Annotated in this window: 11 protein-coding genes and 2 riboswitches; of the genes, 3 read left to right on the top strand and 8 right to left on the bottom strand. The window is 47.7% G+C overall.

Features of this window, described 5'->3' with window-relative positions; translation table 11 throughout:
• Positions 1-75 precede the first annotated feature (75 nt).
• Positions 76-198: riboswitch (glycine riboswitch) on the top strand.
• Between the two features lie 3 nt (positions 199-201).
• Positions 202-302, top strand: a riboswitch (glycine riboswitch).
• A gap of 217 nt (positions 303-519) precedes the next feature.
• The 3 genes from gcvT to gcvPB all read left to right on the top strand — a co-directional run bounded on the left by gcvT (position 520) and on the right by gcvPB (position 4,582).
• Complete coding sequence (gene gcvT / locus AC1S8V_RS22850; protein ID WP_482070904.1) at positions 520-1,656, top strand: glycine cleavage system aminomethyltransferase GcvT; 1,137 nt, start codon at positions 520-522, stop codon at positions 1,654-1,656.
• Positions 1,653-3,008, top strand: a complete 1,356-nt coding sequence (gcvPA, locus tag AC1S8V_RS22855) for an aminomethyl-transferring glycine dehydrogenase subunit GcvPA (protein WP_482070905.1) — start codon at positions 1,653-1,655, stop codon at positions 3,006-3,008. Before gcvT ends, gcvPA begins: the two co-directional genes overlap by 4 nt.
• A gap of 134 nt (positions 3,009-3,142) precedes the next feature.
• Positions 3,143-4,582, top strand: coding sequence for an aminomethyl-transferring glycine dehydrogenase subunit GcvPB (gcvPB, locus tag AC1S8V_RS22860; RefSeq protein WP_482074555.1), 1,440 nt, complete (start codon positions 3,143-3,145; stop codon positions 4,580-4,582).
• Between the two features lie 239 nt (positions 4,583-4,821).
• On the opposite strand, the gene ptsP is transcribed toward gcvPB, so the two are convergent.
• From ptsP to AC1S8V_RS22900, 8 genes are all read right to left on the bottom strand, one after another.
• Positions 4,822-6,534 (bottom strand): phosphoenolpyruvate--protein phosphotransferase, encoded by a 1,713-nt coding sequence (gene ptsP / locus AC1S8V_RS22865; RefSeq protein ID WP_482074556.1) that lies wholly within the window; start codon positions 6,532-6,534, stop codon positions 4,822-4,824.
• Positions 6,527-6,802, bottom strand: a complete 276-nt coding sequence (locus AC1S8V_RS22870; RefSeq protein ID WP_482070906.1) for an HPr family phosphocarrier protein — start codon at positions 6,800-6,802, stop codon at positions 6,527-6,529. Before AC1S8V_RS22870 ends, ptsP begins: the two co-directional genes overlap by 8 nt.
• A 77-nt stretch (positions 6,803-6,879) precedes the next feature.
• Positions 6,880-8,931 (bottom strand): glucose-specific PTS transporter subunit IIBC, encoded by a 2,052-nt coding sequence (ptsG, locus tag AC1S8V_RS22875; protein ID WP_482070907.1) that lies wholly within the window; start codon positions 8,929-8,931, stop codon positions 6,880-6,882.
• Positions 8,932-9,219: 288 nt separating this feature from the next.
• Complete coding sequence (glcT, locus tag AC1S8V_RS22880) at positions 9,220-10,074, bottom strand: glucose PTS transporter transcription antiterminator GlcT (RefSeq protein WP_482070908.1); 855 nt, start codon at positions 10,072-10,074, stop codon at positions 9,220-9,222.
• Between the two features lie 165 nt (positions 10,075-10,239).
• Positions 10,240-11,790: a flotillin lipid rafts scaffold protein FloT gene (gene floT / locus AC1S8V_RS22885; protein WP_482074557.1), complete on the bottom strand. Its 1,551-nt coding sequence runs from the start codon at positions 11,788-11,790 to the stop codon at positions 10,240-10,242.
• 63 nt (positions 11,791-11,853) lie between these two features.
• Entirely contained in the window at positions 11,854-12,390 is a 537-nt protein-coding gene (locus AC1S8V_RS22890) for an NfeD family membrane protein (protein WP_482070909.1), read from the bottom strand.
• Between the two features lie 280 nt (positions 12,391-12,670).
• Complete coding sequence (locus AC1S8V_RS22895) at positions 12,671-13,834, bottom strand: iron-containing alcohol dehydrogenase (protein WP_124115633.1); 1,164 nt, start codon at positions 13,832-13,834, stop codon at positions 12,671-12,673.
• A gap of 92 nt (positions 13,835-13,926) precedes the next feature.
• The gene (locus AC1S8V_RS22900) at positions 13,927-14,514 is read right to left on the bottom strand and encodes an MSMEG_1061 family FMN-dependent PPOX-type flavoprotein (protein WP_482070910.1); all 588 of its coding nucleotides are present in this window, start codon (positions 14,512-14,514) and stop codon (positions 13,927-13,929) included.
• Positions 14,515-14,623: the final 109 nt, after the last annotated feature.

Below are 14,623 nucleotides of genomic sequence, written 5' to 3' on the forward strand. Positions count from 1 at the left end.
TTCTTGACATCGACAGTGGATTCACGTTTTAATGAGAGGAGTAAATGTGTTTATTGGACTATGTTATACCCGCGGATGAATGTAAAGGGAGAGATTACCCGTGACACCCGATTCGGGATGTACATGAGGTAACGCCGAAGGAGTAAACCACCGATAAGCGGCGGTGAATCTCTCAGGCAAAAGGACTTTTACGGGACGCAACTCTGGAGAGCATCTATTCGCCCTGTGCGGGCGTAATGATCACCCAAGGGGAAACCTGCTGCACAACGCAGCGGGGTAACTCTCAGGTACAAGGGACAGAGCCTTAGAATACAGCGTGCTACTTGGCATGCCGGTTCTTTGGCCTGTCCTTTTCCTTTTTCCCAAAAAACGAAAAACAGGATTCAGATCGGCGCTGCCATAGCTGCCTTACCATACTTATGTGATGAAAATCTCTAGCTGAAAATTTAAAAATACCCTGATTCATTGATCCACGATTATTATATTCGGTCGGCTGACGGCCCATGACGAGGTGATTTGATGTCCGATTTGCTTAGAACACCACTCTTCCCACTGTATCAGCAATATGAAGGCGTACGGTGCATTGATTTTGGAGGCTGGGAGCTTCCGGTGCAATTTAGCGGAATCCAGAAAGAACATGAAGCGGTACGTGAGCGTGCTGGACTGTTCGATGTATCCCATATGGGCGAATTCACAGTACAGGGTGATCAGGCTGAAGTATTTTTGCAACAAATGATGACCAATGATGTGACCACGCTGGTCCCTGGTCAAGCCCAGTATACCCTGATGTGTTATCCGGATGGCGGTGTGGTGGATGATCTGCTCGTGTATAAGCTGGAAGAACAGAACTATATGCTCGTGGTTAACGCCTCCAACATCGACAAGGATTGGGCATGGCTGCAAGAGCACTTGATCCCTGGCGTAAGCTTGACCAACGATTCGGAGCAGACGGCACTACTGGCTCTGCAAGGTCCACTGGCTGTAGATATTATCGGAAAAGTTACAGATATGGATGTATCCACGATTGAACCGTTTCGTTTTGTGCAGGATGCTGAAGTATGTGGAGTAAAATTGCTGTTGTCCCGTACCGGTTATACCGGTGAAGATGGCTTTGAACTATATGTACCTGCGGATCAGGCCGCTGTGGTCTGGAATGGATTAATGCAGGCTGGAGAAAGTCACGGACTGGTACCAACTGGACTTGGTGCCCGGGATACACTGCGCTTTGAAGCGAGGCTCCCCCTGTATGGACAGGAATTGTCGGCAACCATCTCTCCACTCGAAGCTGGCGTAGGTATGTTTGTGAAGCTGAATGCTGGACCCTTTATCGGACACGAAGCCTTGTTACAGCAAAAAAAAGACGGTCCCGCCCGCAAACTGGTCGGCATCGAAGTGCTGGAGCGCGGTATTCCCCGCCCACACTATCCGATTTACGCCGAAGGCGTACAGATTGGTGAAGTGACAACAGGCACACAATCACCTACATTGAAGCGTAATCTGGGGCTTGCCCTCATCGACAGCAAATACGCTGCGCTGGGAACCCCGCTTGAGATTGAGATCCGCGGCAAGAAACTGAAAGCCGAGGTCGTGAAGACCCCTTTTCATAAACGGACACGTACGTCAAAGACACCTACTCAAGGAGCTGATCAAGCATGAGCAAGCACCGTTACATTCCCATGACCGAGCAGGATCAGAGCGCCATGCTCGCAACCATCGGTGTGGATACGCTGGAGGATCTGTTCCAGGACATTCCTAAAGAGATTCGTTATCAGGGTGAGCTGCCCGTATCCTCCAAACTCGATGAATACGCGCTGACACGTCACATGTCCAAACAGGCTGGCGCCAACGCCAATTTCGAAACACATGCCAGCTTCCTCGGCGCAGGCATATATGATCATCATGTTCCTTCCGTCATCAATCATGTCATTTCCCGTTCCGAGTTCTACACCGCCTACACACCTTATCAGCCTGAGATCAGCCAAGGTGAACTACAGGCCATTTTCGAGTTTCAGTCCTACATCTGTGAATTAACCGGTATGGCTGTAGCCAATGCCAGCATGTATGACGGTGCAACGGCCTTTGCAGAAGCAGGTAATCTGGCCGCAGCGGCAACTCGTCGCAAACAGCTCATCGTATCCCGTACCGTTCATCCGGAAGCCCGTCAGGTATTGCAGGCGTATGCGCACGGACTGAGTCTGGAGATTGTTGAGATTGGCTATAAGGATGGCGTCACTGACTGGGATGCCCTGCAAGCCGCCATATCGGACGATACCGCTGCTGTCATGATCCAGAGCCCGAACTTCTTTGGTGCCGTGGAAAATGTAAAGCAGGCTGCTGACCTCGTGCATGCGCACAAGGGCCTGCTCGTCGTAAGTGCTAACCCGCTATCGCTGGGTCTGCTGGAAGCCCCAGGCAAGCTGGGTGCCGACATCGTTGTTGGCGACGCGCAGCCCCTCGGCATCGCCGCTTCACTTGGCGGCCCGACATGCGGATATTTCGCCGTATCCCAGCCTCATATGCGCCGAATTCCTGGCCGAATCGTAGGCCAGACAACCGATCGCAATGGTAAGCGTGGTTTTGTACTCACGCTGCAAGCGCGTGAACAGCATATCCGCCGTGAAAAGGCGACATCCAATATCTGTTCCAATCAGGCTTTGCTTGCACTCAGCGCATCTGTGTATATGTCCATCATGGGTAAACAAGGAATGATCGATGTAGCGGATCTGAATTTACAAAAGAGTCATTACACCCTGAATACATTAACTGCGATTCCTGGAGTTAGCCTTACATTTAATGCACCAACATTTAATGAGTTTGTGATTAAACTTCCTGAAGGAACAGACGTGAATACACTTCAGTTGAAACTGCTGGATGCGGGCTTTATTGGTGGCTACGAACTCGGACGTGATTATCCGGAGCTTGCCGGACATATGCTGGTTGCTGTTACCGAACGACGCAGTAAGGAAGAGATTGACGAATTCGCACGAGCATTGGAGGGATCGCTGTGACTCAGGAAACGACGACAACGACAACATCAGTACAAGGACAATCGGAAACAGGCACCTCTTCCTCCACTTCGGCTCCATCTGAGACAGCTACAACATACAGTGCACAGACCTTATCTCCTGCTCCGGAGCAAGCATTGATTTTTGAACTCAGCAGCCCTGGACGTGTCGCTTATTCCCTGCCAGAATGTGACGTTCCTCGTCAGGATGCCGATACGTTGATTCCCCGGGAAATGCTCCGCTCGGAAGCAGCAGCACTGCCGGAAGTGTTCGAGGTAGATGTTATTCGACACTATACAGCCCTGTCCCGTCGCAACTTCGGGGTAGATAACGGATTTTATCCACTGGGCTCTTGTACGATGAAATACAATCCAAAGATTAATGAGGATGTTGCCCGTTATAATGGTTTCGCCAAAATCCATCCGTACCAGCATGAATCCAGCATTCAAGGTGCACTTGAACTGTTATATACGTTGCAGAACGACCTTGCAGGTCTGACAGGTATGGACGCTGTGACTCTGCAACCAGCCGCTGGTGCCCATGGAGAATGGACTGGACTTATGATGATTCGTGCCTACCACGAAGGTCGTGGCGAACAACGTACCAAAGTCATTGTGCCCGATTCTTCTCATGGGACCAACCCGGCAAGTGCAACCGTTGCAGGATTTGAAACTGTGACGATTCCATCCCGCGCAGACGGACTGGTCGATCTGGACGCACTCCGTGCAGCCGTCGGTTCGGATACAGCAGCATTGATGCTGACGAACCCGAATACACTTGGTTTGTTCGAGAAAGATATTCAGGAGATTGCATCCATCGTACACCAGGCTGGTGGCTTGCTGTACTACGACGGAGCCAACTCCAATGCTATTATGGGCATTACCCGTCCGGGTGATATGGGTTTTGACGTGGTGCATCTGAACTTGCACAAAACGATGAGCACGCCTCATGGTGGTGGTGGACCTGGCGCCGGACCAGTAGGTGTGAAGAGTCGTTTGGTTCCGTTCCTGCCTAAACCGATGGTGATCAAAAATGCTGATGGGATGTATGCATTCGATCGTGAAGGCGATCAATCCATTGGCCGGGTGAAAGCCTACTACGGTAACTTCGGTATATTGGTTCGTGCCTATGCCTACATTCGTACCTATGGACCAGAAGGCTTGCGCCGTGTCTCTGAATGTGCGGTACTGAATGCCAACTATATGATGGCCCGTCTCGCACCTTACTACGAGATTCCGTATCCAGGGGTATGCAAACATGAATTCGTCATGTCTGGCCGGGGATTGAAGCAGTATGGTGTGCGTACACTTGACGTTGCCAAACGATTACTTGATTTTGGATATCACCCTCCTACGGTGTACTTCCCACTCAACGTGGAGGAATGCATCATGATCGAGCCAACGGAAACCGAAAGCAAAGAAACGTTGGATGGATTCATTGATACGATGATACGGATTGCCAAAGAAGCAGAAGAGACACCTGAACTGGTGTTGAATGCACCGTATGGCACACCGGTTACCCGTCTCGATGAAACAACCGCGGCACGCAAACCTGTTCTGAACTGCGCTTGCAGTTAAACACTAAGTGAATTTCTAATCCATGCTCTTGCTGATGTTAACTACATCAGTAAGAGTATTTTTTTGGTTAGACATTACAGGACCTTTCTCCTCGTACTCCTCTTTTATTTCCTATTCATTCGCGCAACAAAAAAAGCCGATATCCACATAATTCGCGGATACCGGCAAAAATCGCTGCATGAATGCAGCTCATTATCGGAAAAAGAAAAACCTCAAATCCGGAGGAACCCCCGGCAAAATTACGCTTGAATGCTTTGAACCAATTCAACGACTTGTTCAGCCGTTTGCATATCCAGAGCTTTGGCAGCCAGTTCCTGCATATCCACACGGGACAGCTTGGTGATCTGACTACGAGCTGGCAGAATGGATGTAGCGCTCATGCTGAACTCATCCAATCCGAGACCGAGCAGCAATGGAATTGCTGTTTCGTCTCCTGCCATCTCACCACACATGCCAACCCATTTGCCTTCACGATGCGCTGCATCGATAACCATTTTAACCAAACGCAAAATGGCCGGGTTGTAAGGTTGGTACAGATAAGCCACTCGTTCGTTCATACGGTCAGCAGCCATCGTGTATTGAATCAGATCGTTCGTTCCGATACTGAAGAAATCCACTTCTTTGGCAAACTGATCCGCCAGAACTGCAGTCGAAGGAATTTCGACCATGATTCCGAGTTGAATGCTGTCAGAAACAGCAATACCTTCAGCAACCAGCTTCTCTTTCTCTTCGAGCAAGACAGCTTTTGCTTCACGGAATTCACCGAGTGTTGCGATCATTGGGAACATGACACGCAAGTTTCCATGTACGCTTGCACGCAGCAATGCACGCAATTGTGTACGGAAGATATCCAGACGGTCCAGGCACAGACGAACTGCGCGGAAGCCGAGGAATGGATTCATTTCTTTTGGCAGATCCAGGTATGGAAGCTCTTTGTCTCCACCGATGTCTAGTGTACGAACAACGACAGGTTTACCTTCCATTTTTTCCAGTACCGCTTTGTAAGCATTATACTGAATGTCTTCGGAAGGAAGCTTGTCTCTACCCATGTACAAGAACTCGGTACGGTACAGGCCTACAGCCTCGCCGCCGTTTTCCAGAACACCCGTTACATCATTCGGTGTACCAATGTTGGCTGCAAGTTCAACATGAACGTTGTCCACTGTTACCGTTGGCTCATCACGTAGTTTTCTCCACTCTGCACGTTGTGCATCATACTGTTCCTGTTTGGCACGGTATTCAGCAATAACTTCATCAGTAGGGTTAACCAGCACGTGACCATCCAGACCGTCAACAATGATCATATCGCCTTGTTTCGCTTGAGCCAAGATATCCTTGGTTCCAACGACAGCCGGAATTTCAAGCGAACGAGCCATGATCGCCGAGTGGGAAGTACGTCCACCAATGTTGGTTGCAAAACCTTTAACAAATTGGCGATTCAGTTGAGCCGTGTCGGAAGGCGTCAGATCCTCCGCAAGCACGATCACTTCTTCATTGATCTCAGCCGGACTCATGAAGTCGATACCAAGCAAGTGATTTAGCACACGTTTGGTAACGTCACGCATATCTGCTGCACGTTCCTGCAGGTACGCACTCTTCATGTTCTCGAACATGGAGATAAATTGCGATGCCGTTTCGTTCAAAGCAAATTCTGCATTGATCATGTCATCTGCAATTCTAGCTTTAACCGGATCAATCAGTTCCGGATCATTCAGAATAAGCAAATGCGAAGCAAAAATCTCAGCTTTTTTCTCGCCAAGCTCTTGTAAAGTACGCTCTTTGATCGCCTCAAGCTCAGCCTGGGACTTGCCCAGAGCTGAGTCGAGTTTCGCGATCTCTGCGTCAACGTCGGTAATTTGGCGTTTTTCTACAGAGTAATCAGGATGCTCCAAGATAAACGCCTTGGCGATAGCAATACCCGCCGAAGCCGCGATCCCGGAGACATTAAGCATTAATTTCGCCCAACCCTTCGTTAACCATAACGTCAATCAAAGCTTGAAGAGCTTCAGCTTCGCCTTCGCCTTCAACGATGATGCTGATGGTGTCACCTTGTTCCAATCCGAGGGAAAGAACACCCAGGATGGATTTCAATGTTACTTTTTTACCGTTAGCTTCTGCAAAGGATTCTGCACCTTTGAATTTGTTTGCTGTATTAACCAGGGCTGTCGCCGGACGTGCGTGGATACCATCTTCGTCTGTAATTCTGAATGTTTGTTGCATTACAATCATCTCACTTTCAGTAGTTTGGTTTAGGCATTGCATATATTTACACTTGCTTGCCATCGTTGGAACACTTCTTATTTTATCTCAATGATTGGCTGTTCGCCAACTTTCAGCACTCCACTCTTCTTCAGCGTTACCGTGGAGCCCTCTGGCAGGTTGGTGAAGATAACTGGTGAAATGATCGAAGGAGCGTTTGCTTTGACGTACTCCAGATCCACTTCCATAATCGGCTGACCTGCCGATACCAGATCACCTTCCTGTACCAGTACGTTAAAGCCTTGACCTTTCAGCTTCACCGTATTGACACCTATATGAACAAGCACTTCCTTGCCTCCATCGGACATGATGCCCACGGCATGTTTGCTTGGAAATACATTAAACACTTTACCATACACAGGAGAAGTTATTGTACCATCATGTGGCAAAATTGCGAATCCATCACCTGTCATTTTCTCAGCAAAGACCGGATCAGGTACGTTTGTAATGTCCAGCAATTCACCATTGACTGGCATTACGATATCCTCAGCAACAATGCGCTCGCCTTGCTCACCTTGTGCCTTCTCCTCTTCTGGAGTTGGTTTGGCAGCTGCTGGCGTTGGTGCTGGTGTTCGTCCTGCAATAATATCCTGCATTTGTGATTTGATCGTGTCGGAACGTGTTCCGAAGATGGCTTGAACATTATTACCCACTTCAAGCACACCAGATGCACCCAATTGTTTCAAACGATCTTTTTTCACATTGGATTTCTCATTAACTTCAATCCGCAAACGAGTAATACAAGCGTCCAGATGTTTGATATTTTCCTTGCCGCCAAAAGCTTCAAGAATGTTATGTGGCAGATCATCCGTTGAACCGGAGCCTCCGCCAGATGCGGTTTCAGGCGTTGCATCTTCGCGTCCAGGTGTTTTGAGATTGAATTTGCGAATGATCAATCGGAATCCGAAGTAGTAGATCACCGCAAGGATCAAGCCGACAATAATTACGTCCCACCATGGTGTACGGTTCGGAATAATACCGAAGATCAGGAAGTCAATGAACCCACCCGAGAACGTCATACCGATTTTGACACCAAGAATCTGCATAGTCATGAAAGACAACCCTGCAAAAATACAGTGCACTGCAAACAGGAGTGGCGCTACAAACAGGAATGTGAATTCAAGTGGCTCTGTGATCCCTGTAAGGAACGAGGTCAGCGCAGCTGAACCCATGATCCCTGCAACATACTTTTTGTGCTCCGGTCTTGCTTCATGGTACATCGCAAGTGCCGCAGCTGGCAAACCAAACATCATGAACGGGAATTTACCGACTTGGAACGTCCCCGCAGTTAGGTTCACACCATCCCGTAGTTGATTGAAGAAGATTTGCTGGTCCCCACGAATGACGTCTCCAGCCTTGTTCACGTACTCGCCGAACTCAAACCAGAATGGAGAGTAGAAAATGTGGTGAAGACCGAACGGAATGAGTGACCGTTCCACGACTCCGAAGATGAATGCCGACAGTGTCGGACTTGTATCTACCATGAAGTGAGATACAGCATTCAACCCATTTTGAATCGGAGGCCAGATAATCACCAGAAGCAACCCGATCAAGAGAGATACAACCGAAGTAACAATCGGAACAAAACGTTTACCTGCAAAGAAACCAAGGTAAGACGGCAGTTCGATTTTGAAAAATCGATTGTAACACAGTGCGGCGGCAATACCTATGATGATACCTCCGAACACGCCTGTACTTAATGTTGGGATACCCAGGATGCTGGCATAACCCGGTACTTCACCGATCATTGCCGGAGTAACACCTACCGCGGTACCCAGTGTAACGTTCATGACCAGATAACCGATGATGGCTGCAAGTCCCGCAACCCCTTCGCCACCGGCCAAACCGACGGCTACACCGACGGCAAACAACAATGCCAGATTATCAAATACGATCTGACCTGCGTTCATCATGATTGTTGCAATCGAGTTCACCCAAGGGGTGTCGAGCGCCGTAACATATTGCAAGAAATCCGGATTGACCAGCATGTTACCGATACCAAGCAGCAAACCTGCAGCTGGCAGAATGGCCACAGGCAACATAAGTGCCTTACCTACTCTCTGCAATACACCAAAAAGCTTTTTAAACATCGCTTCGTTTTCACCCTTCCGTTTAAAGTTGTATGTTGTTATGCAAGCAAGGGAACACAAAAAAGGCATGAATTAATAAAGTGAACTGTACCAACCTTGGGGTATAGCATACCCTTAATAAGGTAAGAACAATCACACTCTAAATAACTCATGCCTGATCGAGTCAGTAACACGTCGCTTATGTTTATTCAGTTGCTTGATTACGGAAACCATTGTAGCACCACTTCTAATCCATTGCAAGCCTTTACACAAAAAAACTTATTTCCGAATTCCATCAATGAAATGATTTCACTTATTCTCTTCTTCTTTCCGCTGATTCAGCCGTTGAAGATGAATCGTCAGATAGCTTACCTCCGCAGGATAGACAGGCAGATTCAACCTTTTCTCCATCACTTTGGTCAGCTTCCATGCAAGCGAGTACATTTCAGGATACTCCAACTTGAGCAATGAATCCAATTTATGAAGTTCTTCCACTTTGTCCCCCCGGCGAACACGTTCAAGGGCGAAACGAAGATGAGTCAGCAAACGCGAGTAATCAAGCGATTCCGTTTCAAACGAATAATCGAGTTGGTCGGACACCAGGCTCACCAAATCAGTGATCAATTGTGAGTGTTCACGTACCTGGGATATATTCTGATTGGTCATCGCGCTATAGATGTGAAGGGCAACAAAACCAATCTCGTCCATCCCCAGATCTACGCCCATTCTCTCCTTGATCAGACGAACAGCGTACTCTCCCATCCGATATTCTTCAGGATAAATCTCGCGGGTTTCATATAAAAATGGATTTTGTATGACAATGCCCTGCTCCTTGCGTTTTAACGCGAAAGAAATATGATCGGTTAATGCAATATGGATATGTTCATTCAGAGGAACGTCCGTACGCTCTGCGATATACGTAATGACTTCGTTAATAATCTCGATCAATGCTTCATCCACCTGTGGAAGAAGCTGCTTGTACTGCTCTTGCTCCTGCTGGTTTTTCAAAATGAACATTTTCTCCACAGCCATCAGTGGAATGTGATCACTTGGTTTTCGGTTAAAGCCAATGCCTTTACCAATAACAACGACTTCCCCATGATCAGGATGCTGTGCAATGATTACATTATTGTTTAGCGCTTTATCTACATGCAGGCTGCTCATTATTTGCACCTCATTTTTCACACCATCTTAGGTGTGATAAGTCACACCCTGTTACGAACAAAAAGACATCCGGCGCGGGCAAACCGCGCCGGACGTCTCGCTTAAAAAGTAACAAAAATTCGCCTTAAGGTCAATAGAGTATACCTGCAACATTGGAAGTGGTTGTTACTCGTCAACTCCAGCTCTTTCCACAATCTTGTCGATTATGGACGGGGTTGTCACAGACTCGCTCTGTTGAATGGCAACCGGCGCAGGTGTTTTGGACTTGGTAAGACCTTTAATCAGCTGCTCTACATCGATGCCGGATACGCTCTTGAGCATCTCTGGAGCTGTAGCCATAAGCTCGGTAACATAGTTACTGACACGCGTAGCTCCTTCACCTTTACCTGTATCTACCACAGTCAGTTTATCAATGGATGCAATTGGCTCTGCAATTTTGCCAGCCAGCTCAGGCAGCATTTTGACGATGATATCGAGTACAGCCGCTTCGCCAAACTTTTGGAACGCTTCGGCCAGTTTTTCTTTCGCTTCTGCTTCAGCAAGACCGCGTAAACGAATAACTTCCGCATCCGCTGTACCTTTGGCAAGTTCTGCATCCGCCATGGCCTGACCTTCAAGTCGTTTCTGTTCCGCTGTTGCTTTGGCATGTGTTTCGATGGAGTACTGTACTGCATCAGCTTCACGCATTCTTTTCGCTTTATCTGCTTCGGCAGCCTGCTCCACCGCATAACGATCCGCTTCTGCCTTTTTCTTCACTTCGGCATCATATTGCTTCTCACGTACGACGATTTCTTTTTCTTGCAGATCAATCTCACGTTCTTTACGAACGAGTTCAACCTTCATTTCTTCTTCCACCACGGTCTGTCTCGCACGCGCTTCATGAATATGGTACGCCTGATCGGCTTCCGCTTTTGCTGTATCCTGGTCCCGCTTAAACGTGGCTACTTTCAGTTCCTTCTCTTTGGCTGCTTCAGCGATATTGGTATCACGCAGCAACTCCGCTTTTTGACCCTGTTCTTCCGCATTAGCCTTTTGAATACGTGCATCACGCATCGCTTCTGCTTCAGCAATCTCGGCATCACGCTTCACTGCCGCAATTCTCGGTTTACCGAGTGCATCCAGGTAGCCTTGTTTGTCACGAACATCCTTAATGGTAAATGAAACAATTTGCAGACCCATTTTCTTCAGATCTCTAGCTGCTACTCCTTGAACCTCTTGCGCAAACCGATCCCGGTTCCGATATACTTCTTCCACCGTCATTGTACCGAGGATGGCCCGCAAATGCCCCTCCAGTACCTCCTGTGCTTCGCTTCTTAGCGCTTCTACAGGTTTACCAATGAATTGCTCAGCTGCCGTAGCAACGTCCTCTACAGCGCCCCCAACCTTGATAATAGCGACACCGTCAGCAATAACCGGAACACCCTGCTCCGTATACACTTCAGGTGTGGAGACATCCAGCTTGTGGGACAACAAGGAGATAAACTCGGATTGCTGGAATACCGGCAGGATAAATGCACCGCCACCACGAACAATTTTAATTTTTCGGCCAGAATCATCATCGGAAATATTTTTGCTACCCAGGAATGACCCCGTAACGATCATCGCTTCATCCGGTCCAACCGTTTTGTATCTCGCCCAGAAAGCCAAACCCAATATCAGAATCACACCAACCACAACTATAGGAATCAACAAAACATCCCAATCCAAATTATCCATCATGCTACATCTCTCCCCTTATTCATTCGTAAATGCTCAAACTACTTAGCTGATTAGGCTACCTTATAAATCTTTAAGTACATTTTCATCCCATTCCGACACTCGCAGTACGCCATCTACGACATCCACCACGACAACACGGGCTCCCGCCGCAATGGGGATATGTTCAAAGCTGGATGCTGTTTGAATCGTACTACCGGAAGCAAAACGGATCATCACTTCACCAAAACCTTTTTCCGGCACCGGAATGGTAATCTCTCCAATTTTCCCTGATAACTCTTTCATAGAAAATGCAATCGAGACATCGCTGTTACGCATCGGTTTGATATATGCGAAGAATACCAGCATGGCTGCAGCAATACCTATAAGCAGGGATAGTATTAGACCGGACATTGCACCTAATGAACTATAACGTGTCAGCATAATGCCTGCCCCACCAAAGGTTGTAATGGAACCAGCTAACACAACGGGTTTGAAAAAATCAAGACCTGGCATTTCGAAAGCTCCGTCCAGCAAGCCGTCAATCAAGTCACCCAGCACAAGGCTGACAACCGCAAATATCGCCCCTCCGATTAGACACCCCCAATAAATTGTTTCCATCCCCTGTTCCTCCTCTCTCTGCGCTGCAAATACATCCTAACTGAGCATTCCACATGTAAATAAATACGTAGTTAACCTCAAAATGTTTCAAAATCTTTCCTCAAATGTATTCTGGAGCCGATAATGGGTATTATCACGACATTCTGTTCTTCTTGCTTCATGATCCTCCATCATTCACATGTACAGCCCGAATACATGAAAAAACCGCAAGCCCCCATGAAGGAGACTTGCGGCTATTGGACAACAGAATGTGTCCGTTCACTTGTCAGTGATTATAGAATTACAGAGAAGCCTTGTAGATGGATACAACATCTTCCCGTTGCAGTTTCTTGAAGTTACCGAATGGGCCAAACAGCATCGCTTTGTCAGCCATTACGTCGATCTGGCTATCATCGATATCGTAATCTGCCAAACGGTTAGGTGCACCAATGGATGTCCAGAATTTGCTGAGCGCATCGATACCTTCTTCAGCAACCTGTCTGTCCGACTTGCCTTCAGGATTCACTTCAAACACATTGATCGCCAGACGTTTGAATCGATCCACATTGACATCCAGGTTATGTTTCATCCAGTGCGGGAACAAGATCGCGAGTCCACCGCCATGTGGGATATCATACACTGCGGATACCGCGTGTTCGATATTATGTGTTGCCCAGTCTCCTGCAAGACCCATATTCAGCACGCCATTCAATGCCATCGTTCCGCAATACAGAATGGTTTCGCGAAGCTCATAGTTCTCCAGATCTTCAACCAGACGAGGTGCTGCTTCCATTACGGTACGCAGAATCGTCTCACAGAAGCCGAGTTGAACCGGTGTGTTGGCGTCCAGATGGAAGTAATGCTCCAATACGTGAGACATCATATCCACCATGCCGTATACCGTTTGGTCCAGCGGAACAGTGTATGTATTCACCGGATCCAGGATAGAGAATGCAGGGAATGAGTATGCGCTGCCCCAACCCAGTTTTTCTTGGGTATCCTGATTCGTAATAACCGAACCGGAGTTCATCTCCGAACCAGTTGCTGCCATGGTCAATACCGTACCCAGTGGAAGAGCGTCTTGCGCAACGGCTTTGCGCTGAGCAAAATCCCACATATCGCCATCATACTTGGCACCTACAGCAATAGCTTTGGAGCAGTCCAATACACTACCGCCACCTACAGCAAGGATCAGGTCGATGTTATTTGTTTTGCAGAGGTCTACTCCTTTGTGCACCGTAGAAAGACGCGGGTTAGGTTCCACGCCAGCCAGTTCAGTCACTTCTGCTCCAGCTTCCTTAAGCAAACCGATCACTTGATCATACAGCCCACTGCGTTTGATACTGCCGCCACCATATACAAGCAGAACCCGTTTACCGTATTTCGGCACTTCTGTTTTCAATGCTTCCAGTTGTCCTTTGCCGAAAATCAGCCGGGTTGGATTATAGAATTGGAAAGATCTCATATCTATTGTCGCCTCCAATGGAGTTTAGAATTTTAGTGCAACTCCAATTATAGTACCCTGTTTATAGAAAAACAAATCGATAGCCACTCACTTTATAACAACCCGTTAATCTCCAAATGGGCTCGAAACATCTCGCTCGTTGAAGGCAAATCCTCAGCGTCCACCCATGTTTCAGAGGCCCATAACCCAGCCTGTTTGAATGCCCGTGGACAATGAATAAAGCACTCTTCCACATCCACAATGACAGCTGCACCTATGGTTTTGCCACTCCAGCCCATGCTGGCGATGAATTCCTCATCCTTGGTAATGGATGCTGTACCATTAATACGCAGCACTTCATTCAGACCCGGAATCAAAAAGAGCATACCAATGCCAGGGTTAGATAAGATATTCAACAACGAGTCTATGCGCCGATTGCCTGGGCGTTCGGGATAAACGAGCCGGTATGTATCATAGACTTTCACAAATCCCGCTCCATCACCCCGAGGTGACACATCACTTTTTCCATCACGATCTGAGGTCGAGAGGAAAAATAATGGTGACATGGATATAAAGTTCTGAACATGTGAATCCACAAATGAGATTGCCTTGTTACGCACATGTTCATGCGGCTCACCCACCATGCCTTGCAATTCCTCAGCATCTGTAATCAACGTAATATTCAATGCCTGCTTCTCCAAGTTATTACCCCCATTTCCTCAATTCATTGTGGTACTCTAGGACTTCACTCCATTATAACTTGCCCGGAATTTCTTTCCAATGCACACAAATGTCTAGAATAACAAGAAC

It is taken from the genome of Paenibacillus sp. B46(2026) (genome assembly GCF_056786355.1).